At 56.0% G+C, this 19,237-nt stretch carries 26 protein-coding genes; 5 read left to right on the top strand and 21 right to left on the bottom strand.

Annotation, left to right across the window (positions count from 1 at the left end; all coding sequences use genetic code 11):
• Position 1: 1 nt before the first annotated feature.
• The 12 genes from mtrA (ACPLPM_RS05780) to ACPLPM_RS05725 all read right to left on the bottom strand — a co-directional run bounded on the left by mtrA (ACPLPM_RS05780) (position 2) and on the right by ACPLPM_RS05725 (position 11,519).
• The gene (gene mtrA, locus ACPLPM_RS05780; protein ID WP_424359294.1) at positions 2-748 is read right to left on the bottom strand and encodes a tetrahydromethanopterin S-methyltransferase subunit A; all 747 of its coding nucleotides are present in this window, start codon (positions 746-748) and stop codon (positions 2-4) included.
• Between the two features lie 10 nt (positions 749-758).
• A complete protein-coding gene (mtrA, locus tag ACPLPM_RS05775; RefSeq protein WP_424359293.1) occupies positions 759-1,544 on the bottom strand; it encodes a tetrahydromethanopterin S-methyltransferase subunit A in 786 nt (261 codons plus the stop codon).
• Position 1,545: 1 nt separating this feature from the next.
• A complete protein-coding gene (mtrB, locus tag ACPLPM_RS05770; protein WP_424359292.1) occupies positions 1,546-1,860 on the bottom strand; it encodes a tetrahydromethanopterin S-methyltransferase subunit MtrB in 315 nt (104 codons plus the stop codon).
• Positions 1,861-2,775: a tetrahydromethanopterin S-methyltransferase subunit MtrC gene (gene mtrC / locus ACPLPM_RS05765; protein WP_424359291.1), complete on the bottom strand. Its 915-nt coding sequence runs from the start codon at positions 2,773-2,775 to the stop codon at positions 1,861-1,863.
• Positions 2,776-2,778: 3 nt separating this feature from the next.
• Entirely contained in the window at positions 2,779-3,555 is a 777-nt protein-coding gene (gene mtrD, locus ACPLPM_RS05760) for a tetrahydromethanopterin S-methyltransferase subunit D (RefSeq protein WP_424359290.1), read from the bottom strand.
• Positions 3,556-3,558: 3 nt separating this feature from the next.
• Positions 3,559-4,452 (bottom strand): tetrahydromethanopterin S-methyltransferase subunit E, encoded by an 894-nt coding sequence (gene mtrE / locus ACPLPM_RS05755; protein WP_424359289.1) that lies wholly within the window; start codon positions 4,450-4,452, stop codon positions 3,559-3,561.
• Between the two features lie 232 nt (positions 4,453-4,684).
• Complete coding sequence (gene mcrA / locus ACPLPM_RS05750) at positions 4,685-6,355, bottom strand: coenzyme-B sulfoethylthiotransferase subunit alpha (protein WP_424359288.1); 1,671 nt, start codon at positions 6,353-6,355, stop codon at positions 4,685-4,687.
• Positions 6,356-6,370: 15 nt separating this feature from the next.
• On the bottom strand, positions 6,371-7,129 hold the full coding sequence (gene mcrG, locus ACPLPM_RS05745) for a coenzyme-B sulfoethylthiotransferase subunit gamma (RefSeq protein WP_424359287.1): 759 nt from the start codon (positions 7,127-7,129) through the stop codon (positions 6,371-6,373).
• Between the two features lie 12 nt (positions 7,130-7,141).
• Positions 7,142-7,768, bottom strand: coding sequence for a methyl-coenzyme M reductase I operon protein C (gene mcrC, locus ACPLPM_RS05740; RefSeq protein ID WP_424359286.1), 627 nt, complete (start codon positions 7,766-7,768; stop codon positions 7,142-7,144).
• A gap of 7 nt (positions 7,769-7,775) precedes the next feature.
• The gene (mcrD, locus tag ACPLPM_RS05735) at positions 7,776-8,279 is read right to left on the bottom strand and encodes a methyl-coenzyme M reductase operon protein D (protein ID WP_424359285.1); all 504 of its coding nucleotides are present in this window, start codon (positions 8,277-8,279) and stop codon (positions 7,776-7,778) included.
• Between the two features lie 31 nt (positions 8,280-8,310).
• Entirely contained in the window at positions 8,311-9,642 is a 1,332-nt protein-coding gene (mcrB, locus tag ACPLPM_RS05730) for a coenzyme-B sulfoethylthiotransferase subunit beta (protein WP_424359284.1), read from the bottom strand.
• Between the two features lie 668 nt (positions 9,643-10,310).
• A complete protein-coding gene (locus ACPLPM_RS05725) occupies positions 10,311-11,519 on the bottom strand; it encodes a tRNA (N(6)-L-threonylcarbamoyladenosine(37)-C(2))-methylthiotransferase (protein WP_424359283.1) in 1,209 nt (402 codons plus the stop codon).
• Positions 11,520-11,634: 115 nt separating this feature from the next.
• Here ACPLPM_RS05725 and ACPLPM_RS05720 point away from each other — a divergent pair, with 115 nt between their 5' ends.
• The 4 genes from ACPLPM_RS05720 to ACPLPM_RS05705 are packed head-to-tail and all read left to right on the top strand — an operon-like array spanning position 11,635 to position 13,745.
• Positions 11,635-12,501 carry a fumarate hydratase gene (locus tag ACPLPM_RS05720; protein WP_424359282.1) on the top strand — a complete coding sequence of 289 codons (867 nt, stop codon included), beginning with the start codon at positions 11,635-11,637 and terminating at the stop codon, positions 12,499-12,501.
• A gap of 1 nt (position 12,502) precedes the next feature.
• On the top strand, positions 12,503-13,087 hold the full coding sequence (locus tag ACPLPM_RS05715; protein ID WP_424360040.1) for a FumA C-terminus/TtdB family hydratase beta subunit: 585 nt from the start codon (positions 12,503-12,505) through the stop codon (positions 13,085-13,087).
• Positions 13,088-13,113: 26 nt separating this feature from the next.
• Positions 13,114-13,269 (top strand): hypothetical protein, encoded by a 156-nt coding sequence (locus tag ACPLPM_RS05710; RefSeq protein ID WP_424359281.1) that lies wholly within the window; start codon positions 13,114-13,116, stop codon positions 13,267-13,269.
• On the top strand, positions 13,266-13,745 hold the full coding sequence (locus ACPLPM_RS05705) for a hypothetical protein (protein ID WP_424359280.1): 480 nt from the start codon (positions 13,266-13,268) through the stop codon (positions 13,743-13,745). Before ACPLPM_RS05710 ends, ACPLPM_RS05705 begins: the two co-directional genes overlap by 4 nt.
• Before the next feature lie 27 nt (positions 13,746-13,772).
• Here ACPLPM_RS05705 and ACPLPM_RS05700 read toward each other — a convergent pair whose 3' ends face one another.
• The 7 genes from ACPLPM_RS05700 to ACPLPM_RS05670 form a co-directional block, all read right to left on the bottom strand.
• Complete coding sequence (locus tag ACPLPM_RS05700) at positions 13,773-14,135, bottom strand: hypothetical protein (protein ID WP_424359279.1); 363 nt, start codon at positions 14,133-14,135, stop codon at positions 13,773-13,775.
• Positions 14,136-14,309: 174 nt separating this feature from the next.
• A complete protein-coding gene (locus ACPLPM_RS05695; protein ID WP_424359278.1) occupies positions 14,310-15,488 on the bottom strand; it encodes an NAD(P)/FAD-dependent oxidoreductase in 1,179 nt (392 codons plus the stop codon).
• Entirely contained in the window at positions 15,478-15,657 is a 180-nt protein-coding gene (locus tag ACPLPM_RS05690; RefSeq protein WP_424359277.1) for a 4Fe-4S binding protein, read from the bottom strand. The genes ACPLPM_RS05695 and ACPLPM_RS05690 overlap by 11 nt, the downstream gene beginning before the upstream one ends.
• A complete protein-coding gene (locus ACPLPM_RS05685; RefSeq protein ID WP_424359276.1) occupies positions 15,654-16,151 on the bottom strand; it encodes a GbsR/MarR family transcriptional regulator in 498 nt (165 codons plus the stop codon). The genes ACPLPM_RS05690 and ACPLPM_RS05685 overlap by 4 nt, the downstream gene beginning before the upstream one ends.
• 66 nt (positions 16,152-16,217) lie before the next feature.
• Positions 16,218-16,604 (bottom strand): hypothetical protein, encoded by a 387-nt coding sequence (locus tag ACPLPM_RS05680; protein WP_424359275.1) that lies wholly within the window; start codon positions 16,602-16,604, stop codon positions 16,218-16,220.
• Complete coding sequence (locus ACPLPM_RS05675) at positions 16,594-16,890, bottom strand: hypothetical protein (protein WP_424359274.1); 297 nt, start codon at positions 16,888-16,890, stop codon at positions 16,594-16,596. Before ACPLPM_RS05675 ends, ACPLPM_RS05680 begins: the two co-directional genes overlap by 11 nt.
• Positions 16,874-17,251, bottom strand: coding sequence for a hypothetical protein (locus ACPLPM_RS05670; protein WP_424359273.1), 378 nt, complete (start codon positions 17,249-17,251; stop codon positions 16,874-16,876). Before ACPLPM_RS05670 ends, ACPLPM_RS05675 begins: the two co-directional genes overlap by 17 nt.
• A gap of 95 nt (positions 17,252-17,346) precedes the next feature.
• On the opposite strand from ACPLPM_RS05670, the gene tmk reads away from it, so the two are divergent.
• On the top strand, positions 17,347-17,982 hold the full coding sequence (gene tmk, locus ACPLPM_RS05665; protein ID WP_424359272.1) for a dTMP kinase: 636 nt from the start codon (positions 17,347-17,349) through the stop codon (positions 17,980-17,982).
• A 245-nt stretch (positions 17,983-18,227) separates the two neighbouring features.
• On the opposite strand, the gene ACPLPM_RS05660 is transcribed toward tmk, so the two are convergent.
• Positions 18,228-18,440 carry a hypothetical protein gene (locus ACPLPM_RS05660; protein ID WP_424359271.1) on the bottom strand — a complete coding sequence of 71 codons (213 nt, stop codon included), beginning with the start codon at positions 18,438-18,440 and terminating at the stop codon, positions 18,228-18,230.
• Between the two features lie 19 nt (positions 18,441-18,459).
• Positions 18,460-19,179 carry a hypothetical protein gene (locus ACPLPM_RS05655; protein WP_424359270.1) on the bottom strand — a complete coding sequence of 240 codons (720 nt, stop codon included), beginning with the start codon at positions 19,177-19,179 and terminating at the stop codon, positions 18,460-18,462.
• Positions 19,180-19,237: the final 58 nt, after the last annotated feature.

Raw genomic sequence — 19,237 nt, 5'->3', positions numbered from 1 at the left:
TTTAGAACCCTCCCATCAGCCACACGGGGATCAGAACGAACGCGATCACGAAGACTGCGCCCAGGACGAACCCGAGTACTTTGGTTGCGCCTACTGCAGAAGTCAGCTTCTGGTTTCTGGCGCAGAGCTGCGCACGGTAGCAGACGTCGTCTACCAGAGGCGGAATTTCCTTGTCCGGCTTCGCTGCTGCAACGGTGGTTGCGACTTCGCCGCCGGCTTCTTCCTCTTCCTCGCCGATCTTGGTTTCCTTGATCTCGAGCAGCATCGGCTCACCGGCAAACGCGCCGGGGTCCTTGGCGATGCAGTCCTTGATGGCAGCCGTAATCTTCGGCTCATCCTCTACATCAATCATGTAGACAGTCTGGACCTGCTCCTGGAACCTCTTAACCGCCTTGTCATCGAGGTTCTCGATGAAGGGGATAGCGCCCTTGGCACCGACAATTCTGCCGCTCTTAAGGCCATTCTTGTGCAGACACTCGAGAGCGTCGCCCGAAATGTGGCCCTTAACCTCAGCACCGGTAATGATGATGAACCGGATGTTCGGGTTCGAGATGACATTAGCCACAATCTTCTCGATACCCAGGTTCTCAGTGTGGAACGGACCCGAAATGGCAGCACCAGCCTTAATCGGCCACTGGCCGAAGTGGGAACCCGCGGTCGCTACTGCAACACAGCTCTTCGGGTCACCAACATCGAACTCGCCCTTAATAACCGGCCATCCCTTTGCTGGCTCTTTCTTTTCAACCATATTAGATCACCTACTTAATCCTCAATGTCGATAGGTCCACTCCGTGCGGGAACAGCAGAGCGAGCAATAGCAGAGACAGAATTAAGCCGATCATGACGCCTTCCATCTTGCCTGCGTACCAGCCCATGGCGAACTTGTTCAGGTAGCCGATGCCCTTGACATCCTGCTTGATAAGCCTGACTCTGGTCTGGATCATCATGATCTCAGAGGCCATGCCGCTGACGACTCCGCCTGCGGGGACGGCGCCTGCGACTACTTCGCCGGCTTCTTCCTCTTCCTCGCCGATCTTGGTTTCCTTGATCTCGAGCAGCATCGGCTCACCGGCAAACGCGCCGGGGTCCTTGGCGATGCAGTCCTTGATGGCAGCCGTAATCTTCGGCTCATCCTCTACATCAATCATGTAGACAGTCTGGACCTGCTCCTGGAACCTCTTAACCGCCTTGTCATCGAGGTTCTCGATGAAGGGGATAGCGCCCTTGGCACCGACAATTCTGCCGCTCTTAAGGCCATTCTTGTGCAGACACTCGAGAGCGTCGCCCGAAATGTGGCCCTTAACCTCAGCACCGGTAATGATGATGAACCGGATGTTCGGGTTCGAGATGACATTAGCCACAATCTTCTCGATACCCAGGTTCTCAGTGTGGAACGGACCCGAAATGGCAGCACCAGCCTTAATCGGCCACTGGCCGAAGTGGGAACCCGCGGTCGCTACTGCAACACAGCTCTTCGGGTCACCAACATCGAACTCGCCCTTAATAACCGGCCATCCCTTTGCTGGCTCTTTCTTTTCAACCATATTAGATCACCTTCGCCAGTATCAGCATTACTAATACGAACGCTGCTATGCCACCAAAGATGAAGCCGTAGAACAGGTTGGTCCCTATGCTGGCGAAGTACAGCGACTTTTCCCTGCCGGGGAAAGTCTCCAGGAATGCGCCAGTGGGAGTCAGCGAGTTCAACAGGTCATCTGCGTACTTGTCGAGCTTGTCGAGGTTCTCGTTGATAGGCTTGAAGTTGTACTTTACGACGCCTCCTGCCTCGGGCTCGACTTTACCCGTCTTGAGGTTGTACGAGAGCTTGTACTCTGGTAGTAACTTTACGTAGTCCGACATTTACTGCTCCTCCTTCTTGGGTAAGAGACCAGTGGACAGGATGGGTACTCCGCTTTCCTTGACCTTGCCGAAGTATGCCAGGTATGCGATGAACCAGGCAAGCAGGCCGAGCGCTATGGTGATAACGCTGGAGATCATGGTCTGCATCGTGATGAGCTTGGTGTCGACGATTGCCTTACCGGTTGCGGCATCAATGGTGAATGCCGGAGCGGCGAAGGAGAGAATGCCGAAGATTACCATGCTCATGGTTGCTGCCTCGACGGCCAGGGTGAGCGTCCTCTTCTGGAACTCGTCCGGACCCATGCAGGCGTTGAACGCGTGCAGCATCGGGAGAGCGCCTACGATGAAGAGCGGTGCGATGAAGCCGGTGTCGACGACCTTGGTCATCATGGAGCCGAAGTCGAAGGCGCCGCCGGTCACTGCGACCGTGTAGCCGAGGTAGATCATGCATGCGGCACCCGAGATCATGGTCATGCCGACCTGCATGGTCGGGATCTTCATCTTGATGATGTTCTGTGCGATGAAGCCGATGATTGCGCCCTGGATCAGGGAGAATACTACTGCTGCGATCGGAGCGACCAGCAGTGCAACCGGCATGTTAGCGACGACCATGGAGAGGCCGTGGGTTGCGAGGTAGTCTCCGACCTTCAGGCCGAGCAGGGTCGTTGCGAGACCCATACCGAAAGCGAGCATGCCGATAGATGGCACGCCAGTACCGATACCGAACTTACAGATCCTTCTGACCGCATCTGCACCCCAGACGGTGGCCAGAATTGCGCCTACTGCACCCAGGAAAGCAAAGTAGCTTACTCCCAGGATCGTGTTCAGGGCATATGCGGCGTAGATACAGATCAGGCCGCCGATGATTCCGAGGCCGGCGAGAGTGTACCAGTCAATATCCTTGTGTTCTGACATTGTTTAAGCCCCCATGTAGATGATTGCAGCCGCCCAGATACCCAGGACAACGGATGCGAGCAGACATGCGATGAATGCCCTCGGCCACCTCTTGAACTTCGGGTCGTGGAAGCCTTCGATCGTACCTGCGATGTTGTACGAGGCGAGAACCGAGTTCACGAAGAAGATGCCGATTGCGACGAATGCTGCTGCCGCGATGGAGAACCCGCCAGCCAGGAGAGCCAGGTAGGTCAGAGCGCCGCCGGTGCCTGCGAGGAAGCCGCCGATGAGCGAGCTTACGACTGCGACAGTGGGCGTGCCGTGGCCTTCGGTACCCTTGGTGACGTAGACGTCCTGCCTGTCGCCGGTGATGGGGTCGAACTTGACCTTGGCCGAGGCGAGGGGGACACCGAGTCCGAAGATGTATAATACATTGGGCACTACGCACAGGATTGCGATCATCAGCATTGCGCCGATGATACCGGCTACCATGATGATGCCGATAGCGCCGATGTTGGCGGTGATGCCGGCGATGGTGAAGAGCGTGCCGTTAGCAACTGCTTCTGCAAAGCCGGGGTAGCTGATCTTGCCAATGATAATTTCTTCTGTTACCAGACCTGCGCTGATCAGGCCCAGGAAACCGGACGAAGCTGCCAGCATGGTCGTACCAGTGCCGATACCGGTTGCCTGTGCCATTGCGGCAGGGGCACCGCCGACAGGCACGAAGTGGACACCCAGACCGACCAGAAGGCCGCCGAGGCCGATGCATGCGACGATAATTACGAGAGTTAACGGATCCATGTTTTAGTCCTCCGCTTCCCTGTATGCACCATAGTTCTTTCTTGCCCAGATCTCGATGATCCTGTTGAACGCGACGATAACCAGTACAATGATGAGACCGGCGATCATGGCGCCCCAGCCGTTCGCGAACTCGATGAAGATGATGTGTCTCCACAGGTCCACGAAGACCGTCAGGCCAAGGCCGAGACCGGTCAGCGGGCCGCCGTGCTTCACGCAGAAACCGGCGATATCAGTGCTGCTCCTCAGGCCTGCCTCACCCTTCTGGATGATCTTGCCCGAGCTGGCGATCGGAAGGCCCATACCGAATGGCTTGGCCTGGTACTGCCTCTCGGCACCGTAGTGTACGTCACCGACTGCAGAGCCCATACCGCCAGTCATGATACCCCACAGAAGAGCGAGAATCGGGAACGGGAAGGGTTGTCCAATGATTACATTCAAAAGGTACGAGAAAGTTGCGATTGCCATCGTTGCGATAAATGCATGTGCAATAATTGAAGGTGTAGTTACCAGCAATACGTCAAGATATACAGGCTGGCCGAACCTCTTCTGGCCGGTGATCCTGCCCATATATGCCGTCGTAGCGTACACACCATACATCAACGCTGCGATCGTTGCGCCGAGAGCCAACGATATGACTATGTTGAGGCTAAATGCTGTGGCGAGCGCCAGAGCAATAGCAGCACCAGTCGCGGCTAAAAGCCCATAGGCAACAGGCTCACCGCAAACCGCTTTGTTGTATATACGGTGAAGATAGCCTACCTGTGGAGCCAGCTGCACCTGAGAGTTTGCGTTGGACTGTGAACCGAAGTCGGATTCAAGGTCCTCGGCTGCTCCCGCGATGGTTGCGCAAGCGCCCATCAGTGCGAGGGTTCCAAGGCTAACTGCCAATTCATCCATGTGTTATCCTCCTTTAATTTTATAATTATGGATCGGTATTGGGACAAACATCCATAATTAGCGCTAAACTATCATTTTATCAAAGGCTTGCTGAGTAATAAAACTTTCGAGACAGTAATTTTAAAAATGGCATAGAGTACCGCCATTATGTAATATAAAATACTTAAAATAATAACTAAACGTCGAAAAAAGAAAGAAGCTGGAGCCTTGCGGCTCCAGAGAATTCCCGTACTTACTTTGCGGGGATGACGAGAGACCTCTCGCCAGCCGGCATGAACTCGCGGATTGCGCCGCGGGCAAACTCCTTCCTCGGCTCGGTGAAGTCGAAGGCAAGGCTCTTGTCTGCGAAGCAAATCTTGATGAGCGGACTTGCAGTCCACGCATCGCCGCGGGCGTAGTGAGCGGCACCGGCGATACCGGTGTAGCCACCCTGGTGGCCTACGTTCATTGCGTAGTTCGGGTAGTTCGGACCCCTCAGCTCGTCGATTGCGCCCTCGTCGGACCGGCAGGAGAACACGTTGGTTGCACCGCACTGGTCCTGCAGGTCGTAGCCGAAGAAGCCCAGCCTGCCCCATGCTTCCTTGTGCAGGTACATGGACAGGTACCAGGCCGACAGGCCGGCGTTGGCGTTTCCGGTCGCGATAGAGGTGGTGACACCTGCTGCTGCGGACAGGACTGTCGCCCTCTGCGAGCCACCGAAGTGGTCCTCGAGGGTGGTCGGGTACTTCTCGTACTGCTCGATGCCGTACAGGGTGACTTCAGTGCCGATGTCGTTAACAACGTCCATGGTGTTGGGCGCCTTGGCGACACCGTACTTGCCCTTGACGTAGTCGTAGCCGTAGTAGCAGAAGTCATCGAGGATGTCGTCAGTGTATGCAGCGGTTGCATACTGGGTGAAACCGACACCACCGGACATGTAGCTGCCGAGCCAGATCTGGTCGTACAGCATGCAGCCGGATGCGACGGTCTCGAGCGAGGACTTCACGGGGTCGTCCGGGTATTTCCTGTGGGTCTGGACAATGTCTGCCAGGAAGCCGAAGGATACTCCACCGGGCTCGTTGGGGCCACGGGCACGCCTTGCGGGCAGGAGGTTACCCATCTCGACGACCGATGCGTGCTTGGCGGCGAATGCGAGGTCTGCGACTGCTGCCTCACCGGCGCACATCTTGTATGCGTCGATGAACGACATGCCGATCTGCATTGCGGACCACCTGGAGGTGGTGCCACCGTCGCAAGTCCTGACTACGATGGTCGGGATGTGGACAGCCTGGAACAGCTGCTTGCCGATAGCCTTCTTGAGCTGGGCGGCCTGCTCCTTGGGGAATGCCTTGTTGATGTCCAGGACGTACTGCTTGTCGATGGAGTCGGCGAGCTCGTCGTCACCGGTGAAGACCTTGACGAAGCAGTCGTCGGTGAGGCCCGGGTGGGTCTCGACCATGTGTTCCTGAACGACTGCTGCGCCGGGCATTGCGTGGTTGAGCACTGCCAGGTAGTTGCTGATGGTCTCGGGGGTGACGGTCTTGCCTAACCTCTTCTCGAGGGTGGCGTGAGCGGTGTCAAGGCCGACGATGACGGTCCTGCGGATTTCATCCCAGAACTGCTGCATTGCAGCGTTGTTGACGAAGTGCAGGTCGTCGCCTTCTACTGCGATGTCAGTGCCGCTGACTACATAGTTCATCAGCTGCCTCTGACCGAGGGGGATACCTCCCATGTGCACCATTGGGTTGTACATGGAGATGCCTCTCTTCTTCGCGATTGCGTCGCCGGACTTCTTGAACTCGACCTTTCTCTTGGACTGGGTGTAACCCTCGTACTTGTACTTGGTTACCTGGGCGGTCGGCTCTTCGGCGAACTTCTTCTTCATTGCCTTGATGAATCTCTTCTGAGTTTCCTTAACTGCCATTTAGCTCACCTCTCCTTACACCTTCGGGTAGAAGCCGCACTTTGTCCTGAGGGTGAAAATCCTCTGGACCCAGCCAACTACCTCGTCGTCGGACCTGAAGGAAACGCCATCGATCCTGTAGATGGTCGTTCTCTTCTTGAGCTCTGCTTCGGTCATGGGCTTGCCGAGGTTGACCTTGCGGTCGAGCGGGTCGCCGACCTGGTCCTTGACTGCCATGACGGCTCCGGTCTTGTCCAGAACCTGCCTCTGCAGCATGTCGAACATCATGCCGTTCTCGTTCAGCCTGAGCGAGTGGCCGTGCACGGTGCAGCCTCTGAGGGACTCCCTGGCGGGGTCGAACATCTCGGTCTCGAAGGTTTCCTTGGTGATCTTCTCAAGGTCTCTCTCACGAGCTTCGATGATCTGCCTGCCGGACAGGGTGCCTGGGTCTACTCCCCTGTACCTGGTGCATGCCATCCATGACCTGAGGTACGGGACCATCGGGGCGAAGTACATAGAGTCAGCGTACTGGTTGTACCTGATCCTGTCGCCTGCCTTTGCGCCGGGGGTCGGCTCCACGATCTTGCGGATCGGGCAGTCCGGCTCGTTGCTCTCGGTTAAGGGCGGGTGGATGGTCTTGTATGCGGAACCCGGAGCGCGGTGTCCCAGCATGATGACGATGTCGTCATCGGAGAGGCTCCTGAGCTTCTCCATCTTGTATGAGGGGTCCATGAACTTCTTACGGTTCTGGGCCACAGAAGTCTTACCTGGGTAGAACTGTGGTTTGTATGCCATATCATTCAACTCCTACTTTGTAGTGAGCTTTTGCGGGTTTAGGCTGATGATATGCTTCACGATCTCGTTCAGCTTGTCTCTAGCGCAAGTCTGACCTCTCGTGATACCGGTTACGATCTCAACGACTGTTCCTTGTGTTTCGACTTTGTCCTCGGGCGGCTGGACCACGCGGGTCCTGACGCCGATGCGGGCGAAGTCCTCGAAGTCTACCGGGGCCTGACAGACGATGATTGCGGGGATGTCTACGAAGCGCAGGATATCCCTGGCTTTGTAGATGACGTGGGATTTCACGTTGCCCAGATGTATCAATGCCACTTTGTGCCGGCGTATCTGCTCGATCTCCTTCTCGTTCAAGCCGAACTTAGGCCCGTGGCCGATGGCTGCGTCCTCCGCATCGGAGGGCACGCCGCCGCCGGAATAGAGCACCAGGACAGATACCTGGACGCCTTCCTTCCTGAGCCCGTGGGTGATCTCGCAAACTGGCTTGGTTATGTGCCGCCTCCCGGGAGTCATGGCGATGGCGACCACGTCGGGCCGGCCCGTCTCTGAAAGGGTGCCTCTCTGGGCGAGACCTCCTCCCTTATCCAGGCCCATGCTTTCTCTGCAATCCACAACCTGTGTCTCACGGTCTATTGGCATTTTTACTTCATCTCCGTTTTTCTTCGCTGTCGTCCGACTTTGGCGAGCAGCACGAAGATTTCGGCTTCGCCCTGGGGTCGAACATGCCCACAGATATGTCGTCGACTTTACCGCCTTTTCTCACGTAGTCCGTCAGCGTTTTCTGCGTCCGGATATAGAGACCCTCATTGATCTCGAACGGGAAAGGCAAAGCCTTCCGACATGCTTCGGTGATGTTTTCTTTTACGCCAGGATCCTCGATCTCCACGAAAATCCGTCCCACCTGGACGGTCAGTTCGACTTTTTCGCCCATGATGTCGAGATATTTCTTCTCGCGGGCATCGAACTTTCCATCCAGGAGGTCTTCCGGATCATCCTTCGGGAGACGCGGGCCGTACACGACCATGCGGGTGATCCCGCCGATCTTGTTCAGCTCGGTGAGCAGAGCCTGTGCAGTTTCTATGTTGAGTAGCCTGTCGGGAAAAATCTCGATTTGCATCAGGCGATTTTTCCCGGCAACCGGTGCTACCATTCGTAAACTCCGCTGCGTTCAGTTACCTGTCTTATATCTTGTCCTTAATTTCCTTGGCTCCCTTCGCGACTGCGGCGAGCGGCTGGTTGAACTCAGTGATCTCGCTGAATACTTCCATTGCCTTGGAAGTGTGCTCGGGCGAGAACATCTGAGTGCCTGCATCAAGTGCACAAGCAGCCGATACGCAAGGTACTGCGAAGCCCTTGGAGTGTCTGGTAACGACGTGGTTACCGTTGAACACACCCGGTCCGCCGCCACCGTAGATCGAGTGGCTGAAGAACGAGAAGCCGACTGCGGTACCCTGGACCTTACCGAAGTCCACACCCGGAAGTGCGGTCTCTCTCTCGATGAGGTCGTTGTAGTACAGCAGAGTGGACGAGACTGCCTGGGCGCCTCTGATAGCACCGCAGTTAACCATCGTGGCTGCCATTACACCGGCTGCCGCGTAGGCGTTCCACTTCGGTACATCGTCCGTGGTGTACACCTTATATCCGGACGGAAGTGTCTTCTCGACTTTAATAACTTTGTCCTCTACGGCCTTGCCAACGATGGTGGCTACGACGGAACCGACGGTGCCGTTCTTGCCGTTCTCCTTGACAGTGGAGTAGACGAGGTTGTTCGCGTTCAGGCCCTGGTATGCGAAGCCCATTAACTGGTACCTCTCCCACGGACCGATTGCGTCGCCCATTTCCCACACGCCGGCCTGCTCGAAGATCGAGTTCAGGGCAGCTGCGTTCATGGCGTTTCTCTTTGCGATGATGACACAGTGGTTGGTCGGGATGTTCCTGAGTGCGTAGCCGACACCTTCGTCCTTCTGGGGGACATCAAGGATCGACTTGACGTTGCCGCCCTCGAGGTCGATCGTCTGCGGGTACATACCCCAGACTGCGCCCTTCACATAGGCGCCCTGGAACATGTCAACCTTGTACATCTCGAGGATAGCCTCGACGGTCGCAGTTGCGGTAGAGCTGATGCCTGCCACGAACTCTGCGCCCGCTTCGATCCTCTGGGTCGGAACCTGCACAAGCAGGCTCTTGCCGCCGCCGAGCACCTTTACGTTGGTGTCGTCGCCCTTGGTGACGCGGACCATTTCTTCGATCTTCTTGGCGATCTTGTCTGCGTCCTTGGTCAGGGGTAAGTCCAGGCTCTTGCCCAGTACCTGCCTGCCCTTGCCGCCTACCTTACCAGTCTTAAGGGCACCCTCGATGCCTTCAAGGCTGACGGAGACGGATCTCTTGGTCAGGTTAACGATCTTGCGGATTGCCGGGTTGACGATCGGGCTGATTGCCTCGAGTGGGACGTCCTTCTCCAGAAGCTTTCCCTTGTCATCATACAGGTCTATCTTGTCCTTATATTTTGGCATTTTCTCCCTCCTCCCGTAGGATTTCAAAACATATCAAGTGGTCGAAGCAGCCGGATTCCGGCCGTAAAGAGAAGCCCGTATCGAAAGCCTGGCATCACATGTTGCCGTGCTTCGACAGGTTATCAATCGCTGAATAACTAAAACGATCAGTATCGATTATACCTCTCTCTAACCACTTAGACAATAATGATATAGCGTTTCAATGATATTAAGTTTATGTCTCGATAAACAATCATTTGGTATTCAATATAATTACAAACTAATTGAAAAGAAATAATCCAAATAAATATGTTAAATTTGCCAATTACCAAATTTATACATTTATTCCAAAGTAGTGTAAAGTAACGTAATTAACTTGTGAATCGATATTATTTTTATATATAAATATTCACTAAAAACGAGTAAACATCACATATTTGCTGCTGAATCTATAAATAGATTACTATATGCAAAAAAGGGGCAAAATAAGGTAGATTATTCCATAATACAGAAAAATTTAGCATATTATTACAATAACGTGGACAATAATGTATTAATCGAAAAATCGCCGATGTATCAGCGATATTTTTACAATATGTCGACGTATACGGCCGTTGAGATATTTTGTTATTATTGAAAATATGTGTGAAGAGATGCCAGAAAAAGTGATCACTTTTCGAGAAATCTGATCACAATCTCCGCCCGATCATGTAAGTCGTCTTTGCGGCGGAAATTTCCACGTTCGCCCGCATTCCCGGCGGCAGGTCTTCCTGAATTACTACCATATTATACGAGGCATCTCTGGAGATTACCGTGCCCGGCTTGCCCTTCTCTGACACAAGTACGGTCCTGCGGCTACCCACCGCATCCTGCATGTAGCTGGAGGTGACCTCGTGATGTAGCGCGGTCAGCAGGCGGGAGCGCTCTTTTTTGGTGCGCTCGAGCAAGTCGGGCAGCGATGCGGCCGGGGTACCCGGCCTCGGGGAGAAGCGGGTGATGTTCACCTTCAGCGGCCTGTTGGTCCGCAGGTCTTCCAGAGTGAGGCAGAAATCCTCGTCGGTCTCCGTGGGGAACCCCACGATGTAGTCGGTCGAAAAGGTGATCCCGGGTACGCCCGCCCGGAGGCTGGCTACGATATCAGAGTATTCCCGCTCCGTATATGGCCTTTGCATCAGCTTCAGGATACGATCCGACCCGGACTGCACAGGTATGTGGGCAAACTTGTAAACCTTGGGAAGGTTGAGCACGTCGATCATGTCTGGCAGGATGTCGGCTACCGAGAAGGGATTCATCATGCCGATGCGCACCTTGAAATCGCCGGGCATGGAGGCGATACTCCGTATGAGTGCGGGTAGCCGCACCCCCGTATCCAGGCCGTATGCCCCGGAGTCCTGCGCCGTCAGGAAGATCTCTGACGCCCCTGCATCGATCGCCCTGCGGACGGCTTCGAGGATCTTTGCTGCCGGCACGCTGCGCAGGCGGCCGCGCACTAGCCTCACTATACAATACGAGCACTGGCCATTGCAGCCTTCGGCTATCTTGATGGTCGCAGTCCTGCCGCTCATCGCGACCGGGAGCCCGGCACCCGGGCGAAGGCCAAGAGCCCGCACCACCGGCAGCGGCCCGGCAGAGTCAACTACCTCGTAGCCTGAGAGTCTTTCCGGCTCCGCCACAGCCATGCACCCTGCCACGATGACCCGCTTACCCGGAAAGCGTGCGATGGCCCTGGTCATGCTGTTAGCAGTGTGGCCTGTCACGGCGCAAGTATTGATGACGATGGCGTCCGCTTCTTCCGGGGCGGCCACTATGGCTCCGCCCGATGCAAGGACGGCATCCCTGATGCCCGCAGAATCCGCTTCGTTGGCGGTGCAGCCGTACGTTTCGATGTAGACGCGCATGGTCACACCGGGTTATGCCCGTGCCGGATTAAAAAGCTTGTGAGAACTGTTGAGGTTGAGCGTACAAGTTCAATACAAAGTAATTATTAAGCCTCATGGGAACTACCTCATACCGATGTCGCTGGAGAGGACCGTCGAGGACGCCGCCGTCGAGCTGATCAGGAGAGCAGTGACCGCGCTGCCTGCCGACGTGATAGCGGAGCTGGAAAAAGCCGTGAAGACCGAAGCTGACGAAGCGCCCGTGAGGGAGCTGGGGGCCATGATCGAGAATGTCAGGGAGGCCGGACGATGTACCCTGCCCATGTGTCAGGACACCGGGATTCCCCTGTTCTTCGTCACCCTCGGATCGTTCAGGATAAACAGGCTGGAAGAGGTGCTTGCGGCAGCAGTAAGGCGGGCGACTGCAGAAGTGCCGCTCCGGAAGAACGTCGTCCACCCGGTGACCCGGGCCAACACAGGAGATAACACTGGCATCGACATGCCGCACGTCGCTTACTCGTTCCACGATGCGGACTACCTGGAGATTTCGTACATGCCCAAAGGAGCGGGCTCGGAGAACATGAGCGCGCTGGCGATGCTGAACCCGTCCCAGGGCGTGCAGGGCATCCGCAAGTTCGTGGTAGAGACGATCGCGAAAGCAGAGGGGAAGCCCTGTCCCCCGGTTATCGTAGGCGTGGGCCTGGGAGGCAGCTCCGACATGTGCATGGCCATGGCCAAAAAAGCCCTGCTGCGGCCGCTCGGCCAGCACAGCGCCGACCCGGCGATGGCAAGGCTTGAAGCTGAACTGCTGGCCATGATCAACCGGACAGGGGTAGGTCCGATGGGCCTCGGAGGCCGGACAACAGCACTGGCTGTGCATGTTGAATGGGCAAGCTGCCACACCGCCAGCCTGCCAGTCGGGCTGAATGTGCAGTGCTATGCGGCGAGAAGAGCGACGATGCGAGTCTACCCGGACGGCCGGACAGAGTTCAGGGGTGACTGAGATGGAGCACAGGCTGAAGACACCGATCAACGCCGAAACGGCGAAGTCGCTGCATGCGGGCGACACGGTTTTCTTAACAGGCACGATGATCACCGCCAGGGATAAGGCGCACATCCGGATGGCCGAATACTTTTCGGCGGCGAAGCCGCTGCCGTTTTCCCTCGAAGGCTCGGTCATCTTCCACGGCGCGCCCATCGTCCGGCAAAAGGGCGAAGGGTGGGAGATGGTGGCCATCGGGCCCACGACGAGCGCCCGCATGAACGACCTGGAGCCGCCGGTCATCGCCCACGGCGCCAGAGTCATCGTAGGCAAGGGCGGCATGGACGGGCGCACTTTGCAGGCGCTCCACGACCATAACAGCGTATATCTCTCAATGACAGGAGGGGCGGCAGTCCTCGGCGCCCGGATGGTAAAGCGGGTCGCCGTCGTCGAGTGGGCTGACCTGGGCCTCGCGGAAGCAGTCTGGGTGCTGGACGTGGAGGATTTCGGGCCGCTAACCGTGACCATGGATGCTCATATGCACGACCTGTACCAGGATGTGCGCAACCGTGTTTCGGAAAATATTAAAGCAATGGAATTCAAGTAATCCTTATCGAAAGGAGGTGAGCCTTGATGTGTAGCGGCGGAGGCATGGCCATGGACGTTGAGCTTGACGAGATCAAGTTCAAGAGGTACAAGTGCAAAGACTGCGACTCCACCTTCAAGGGCGCAGGCAAGAAAACAATCTGCCCGTCCTGCGGGTGCGAAGATGTCGAGCTGATAGAGTGATCAAAGAGTATAAGCTCGGCCCCCGGGAAGTTTTGTTTTTGGGTGACGGCAGCCATACGGTAGGTGTCGTCAAAGCGACGGGGCTCAAGTACGTTTTTATCGAAACGGGAAGGGAAGAGCTGGTACAGTTTCTAGAGCCGGACGATCTGGTGGCAGCGTCCTGCTTTTCCGGCGGCCCCGGGGCGAGAGAGTCAATCCAGTGTATGCTATACCTTGCCAGCCGGGGCGGTATGCCGCTGCTGGTGCTGCCGAAGGATCACCCGGCAACGAGGCGCCTCCCGCTAGTCCTCTCAGCAGGTGAGCGGATAAAGCTGACCTCGTGTATAGTGCCCGGCACACACCCTGAGCAGGATGTGCTCTGCGGCCGGGGAGGGCTGGACGGGCTGATGCTGGCCGGCACCCCGGGAACAGTAACTGTCGAGGGAGATATCTCCGGCATCTCTGTCGAGACGGCGCCCAGGCTATATTACAGCTAATTAAAATAAAAATTGGGTGAAATTTAGTTACGGGACGCCAAAGTACTCTTTCAGCTTGGGCTCGTTGAGCTTGAGTCTGATCTTCGGCCTGCCAAACGGCGTTTTCACGCTTTCTTCCTGGATGACGCTGAGGTTGACCAGGAAGTCTTTCCTGCGAGAGAACGTAGCCTTGGACGCCACGCTGCTTTCCTCGCCCCACTGAACTACGTCGTAGAATAGTTCGCCGTTTTTAGCAGCCGCTAACAACGCTATGGACACTTTATCAATAGCCTTTGTCTTGAGCACCGAGTACCTGGTGTCATCGAAGGCCTTGCTGAACATGATAAAGTCCACAATCGTCTGTTCGGTGAGATATCCCGACATCGAAGCGACTATATCGTTTAATTTCATAATTTAGATGTTTGCTTTGCGGGTAATAAAGTTTTTGATACAAAAATGTAACTTAGGCTTAAATGGCCGCATTTGTCAAATAAAGCTGTAACAACCTAAATAATTACAGTACTTTTGCCATTATTTCAAAACCGGTGATAATAGGGGCATTAAAAAGAAAGGAAGCCCGGAAGCTTATATAAGCCCCACAAGCTCCTTGAGTAGCGCCGGATTCCTGGTGACGATCTCTTTTACTAACTTAGTGATAGTCACGTTCTCAAAGTTCACGCCCTGCAGGGAGTGAGCGGCGACATCCATGGTCTTGTCGCTTACCCTGGTCACTACTTCCTTGATCTTGTAGTTCTTGTCAAGCGACTTGCCCAGCTCTTCCCGGACTTCGGCATCGTACTGAGACAGCGCCTTGGCGGACACATCCCCGTTCTTGATGCACTTCGCTATGACATTGCCGGCAATCTTGCCGCTGCTCATGGCGTTGATGATGCCGCCGCCGGTGATCGGGTCAGAGACATGGCCTGCGTCGCCCACCAGCACGAGGCCGTCAGTGGAGAGCTTCGGCAGCATGCCGCTGACGGGCACTGCGCCGACGATGGTCTCGAGGATCTTGCCTTCGGGGAACTTGTCCGCGACAAATTCCCGGAGGTACTCGATCGGGTGCTTACCCTTGTAGTGGGAAGCCAGCATACCCAGGCCCACATTTGCCTCGCGGTCGCCTTTGGGGAAGACCCAGACGTAGCCGCCGGGGGCGTATTTGCTGCCGAGGTAGAAGTCGCAGGAGTTGGGCTTGATGTTTATGTCGGTCATCAGGAACTGGGCGCAGGTCTCGATGTCCTTCAGCTTCAGCGTGGTGTTGATGCCCGCCCACCGGCCGACCTTCGACTCAACGCCGTCGGCTGCCACTACGACTTTTGCCCTCGCGGTGAAGTCGTCACCGTGCTGCTTGCCGGTGATGCCGCAGACCTGGCCGTTCTCGATGATGAGGCCGGTGGCCTGGGTCTTGACCTGAACTTCGGCTCCCGCCTTGGCGGCCAGCTTGGCCAGCTCGCGGTCGAAGATCTTGCGCTCCAGCACAAAGCCTACTTCGTTGCCGGCCATCTTCTCGGAAAGCTCGACCATGGTGCCGTCCGGAGAGAAGATGCGGGCGCACTTGATGTCCGCGCTGACCCACTTCGGGTCAGGCTCCACGAACTCCTGTAAGCCCACTTTGCCGACGCCTTCGGCACACCTCACGGGGTCTCCGATCTCCTGCCTCTTCTCGATCAGGAGCACGTCGAGGCCGTTCTCCGCTGCGGTCTTAGCCGCCAGCGAGCCTGCGGGGCCTGCGCCGACGATAATAACGTCATATTCACTCTTCATCCTTCACCAGCTCCAGCGCACCCATAGGGCAGACCTTGGTGCAGATACCGCACCTGTTGCAGTTCTTGTCGATCTCGATGAAGGTCTCGATCAGGTCGATAGAATTTTTCGGGCAGGCGCCTACGCAAGCGCCGCAATAGCCGCACCTGTAACGGTTTACTGTAATCATTCCTGTTCCTCCAGTGGGACTTCCAGCAGCCTCTTCATGTAATGCTCCAGATTCTTCAGCTCACGCTCGTAGTTCCGGAGATTTTCCAGGTGCTCCTTCACCTGCGGGTCGTCATCGGATCCCGCCTCGGCCTTAGCAGCCGAAAGCTGGTCCAGGACGACCTGGACGTAGTCGTCGTGGAGCGTTTTGAGCACCATCCGCATGATCTCGTCGAGGTCTGCCTTGCTGGAATAGTAGTATTTCCGGCTGTCCTGTCTCTTGTGCCGGTTCACCAGCCCTACCCGGACCAGCTCATCCAGAGCTGAGCTGACCGCGGGCACCGAATAGCCGGTAAACAGGCCGATGTCGTCCTGCGTCATTTCGTTGACGGACAGCAGGATAGCGCCGAATACCCGGCCGTGCAGATCCCCCATACCCCGGGCCTTGAACAGCGCCTCGAACGTGCCGAGGACCGCTTCCCGTTCCCTGAGGATATCCGAGTAGGTCTTGGTCATCAGCACTACATTTGCGGGCAAGTATTTAAATTTTTTGAAAATTCAAAAATTACAAAAGCTAAATGATCATAACAAGTCGTATTGCCTTAGCAAAGCTTCAGCCTCCCGGCGCACACCATCCCGGGAAGGCAAGGCCGTTTCCTCCTGCGGAGCGTCAAAGTAAGGTTCTGCCACTGGCAGCGAGGGCCTGGGACTAAACCGGCCGCTCAACTTAAGCAGTATCAGGAAGCCGGCCGCCGAGTATATGTAAAAAGTGAAGCCGGCCGCCACGGCACACAAATATTCACTGCCTGCCGGGCCCGGCCCCGGCATCCGGCAGTAGAGCGCACGCAAGCGCATCGCATAATCGGGCTCGATATGCTCGGCGAATAGTGGCCGATCTCCAGAAATGACCGTCATCCCCGCGTATCCAGGGGCTGAGCGGGCTGCGTCGACGAGCACTTTAACGGCCATGCTTACCCACCAGCTCGAACCTCTCCCGCAGCCATCTCGATGCAGCATACACAGAGAAGCCTGCCACCAGCATGCTGACATCAGTCACGGCGGCGGCCCCATCGCTGAAGCCGGCCAGGCAGGACGCCAGCGCAGATAGCGCGATAGCCCCTGCAGCAAGAAAACTCCAGAAGGAGAACCCTGTACTAAACAGACGGTGCAGCCTGGCGGCAAGAATCACCAGCACTACACCCGTGATTGCAGGCAAAAGCCCTGCCATCGAGGCCAGATCAGCCGGCGGCAGCATGGTAAAACCTCAGCCATACGATGCAGGTGGTAATAGCCAGCACTGAAAACAGTATCATTGATAGTAGCGTATTAGCCGGATAAATGATGGACAAGCACTGTGCAGCTCCCAGCCCAGAAAACCCGGCAGCAGAGACGTAGAGCATTTTAAAGGCATTATTACCCCCTGCCCTCAGCAGCGTCTTTTCCAGCGATGCGGCCAGCCCAAAGCCGCTTATAAGCAGAATTCCGCCGCCGATGGCCCTGACGACAGACCGGGATACCTCATCCGGAGGACTGGATGCGGAGGGAAAGGCCAATGCCGGCAGCAGGATAACCACGAAGACAATGGCGGCGATCACCCGGAGAGTAGTAAATGGCACACATACTAATTGCCTTGGATAGGTTTATATTTTTTCATCTGTGTGTACATAAGTATTCGTCACCTATTTTATCGTTGACCGTCAATGAACTGTGGATGAGCGATAGCGATAGCGACGACAAAGGGTTCCTGATCAGCATCGAAGGCATAGACGGAGCGGGCAAATCTACCCAGATCAACATGCTCCGCCAGTGGATGCAGGATAAAAAGATCGAGAACGTGATCCTGAAAGAGCCCACCACAGGCCAGTACGGCAGGGAGATCGCCCGCCGGGCCATCGCTCACGAGCTGACCAGCCCCGAGGAAGAGCTCAGGCTGTTCATGGAAGACCGGAAAGAGGACGTGAAAAAGAACATCCTCCCTGCGCTGCGATCGGGCAAGGTCGTGGTCATGGACCGGTACTACCAGTCCAACATCGCCTACCAGGGGGCCAGAGGCCTCGACCCCCGGCAGATCAGGGAAGAAAACGAGCAGTTCTCGCCCCGCCCCGATCTCGTCATCGTGCTCGACATAGACCCTGCAAAAGGGCTCTCCCGCATCGTCAACCAGCGGAAAAGCCAGCTGGACGCCTTCGAGAAGGAAGAGTACCTGCGCAAGGTCAGGGACATCTTCCTCGACATCGGCAGGCAGCCCAACGGCGTCGTCATCAGCGCAGAGCAGAGTACAGAGAGAGTACATGAGGCTATCGTGAAGGCCATAGAAGAGAGACTGCCGGCACACTTTTTTAAATAATTGGCAGACATCGCACAAGCCGGGTGACTCAACAAAACGAACGCTGCGCTGTGCCAGGATCACAGATTACGCAGAATCTGATGATTCTGACAGATTGCACGGATTACACAGATGGCTATAAGATAAAAACGATAGACTGATAACTGTATCCTTCTTATCAAGTCGTATCTGTGCAATCTGCGCAATCTGTCGGGATCTGTGATCTGGCACAGCGCAGCGATAGTCAGCGTTCACGGGCTCAGAAGCTACATCAAGAACGTCGACAGCAGGACGATGAGTGTAGATATGATCCCAATAGCAGCGATCAACTTCACCCACGGCTTGTCGATACCTTTCATCGCAGCGTAGCAGAGGAACAGATATGGCACCAGCGTGGCGATGACCGAGGCGCTGGCGAGGAAGACGAAGTAGTCGGTGAACAGCAGCAGGAAGGCAGTGAAGCACCAGTAGATGACCACTATACGGGCCACCTGCCCATCAGTCCCGCATCAGCCTAACGGCATGCTCTGTGTAGTAGCCATAGAAAGCCGATGCGATAACTGTGATGAGGATGGTCGCAATAAATCCTAGCAGGCCCAGCACAAGCACTGCGCCCAGGCCCCAGGTAGCCGTAGATCGCACGTCAATGCCAGCCTGTACCGCGTCGATGACGTAGAGCATAATTGCCATGGCGCTGATCAGCGCGGGCATGAACATGGCGAGCACCGCCGTCACGAGAAACATGTCGACGATCAGCTTGATCAGCATATAGCCGCCTACCAGGCCCGTCCTCCGCTGCAGGAGCGATATAAACTTGCCCGAGGCGTTCCCGAAGGAGACGTTCTCCTCGTACCGCAGTGCGAAGATCGGATCGAGCGCCACTTCCAGCACGATGCCAGCCAGAGATAACAGCAACATAGCGATGATGTACGCTGCCAGCAGCACGAAGAAGCCTTCCAGCCCCGCGAAGACGACCGTGAAGGGCAGGAAAAAGCCCAGCACCACAAACAGCAGTGCAGCCTTCGCCAGCAGGCTCGTCCCCCGGTAGTAGTTCTGCAGGCGGCGCAATTCGATAGTCAGCGGGTCAGCTTTATTACCCCGAAGCCCGCTCAGCCCCAGGTACGCGCCCAGCCACTTCTTCAGGCTGAACGGCAGCAAAAGCTGCCGGGTCATCTTACCCGCATATCTCAACGAATCGGCGGCCGTTGACTCTGGCATACCCAAATCAATAGATGCTAAGCGATAAATACGTGCTGGTTCGTGCTAAAAAAATGTA

The sequence above is a fragment of the Methanocella sp. MCL-LM genome, from assembly GCF_049676595.1.
Classification (GTDB): Archaea; Halobacteriota; Methanocellia; order Methanocellales; family Methanocellaceae; genus Methanocella_A.
Note: the sequence above shows the minus strand (reverse complement) of the source record. Positions and strands in the feature narration are given on the sequence as shown.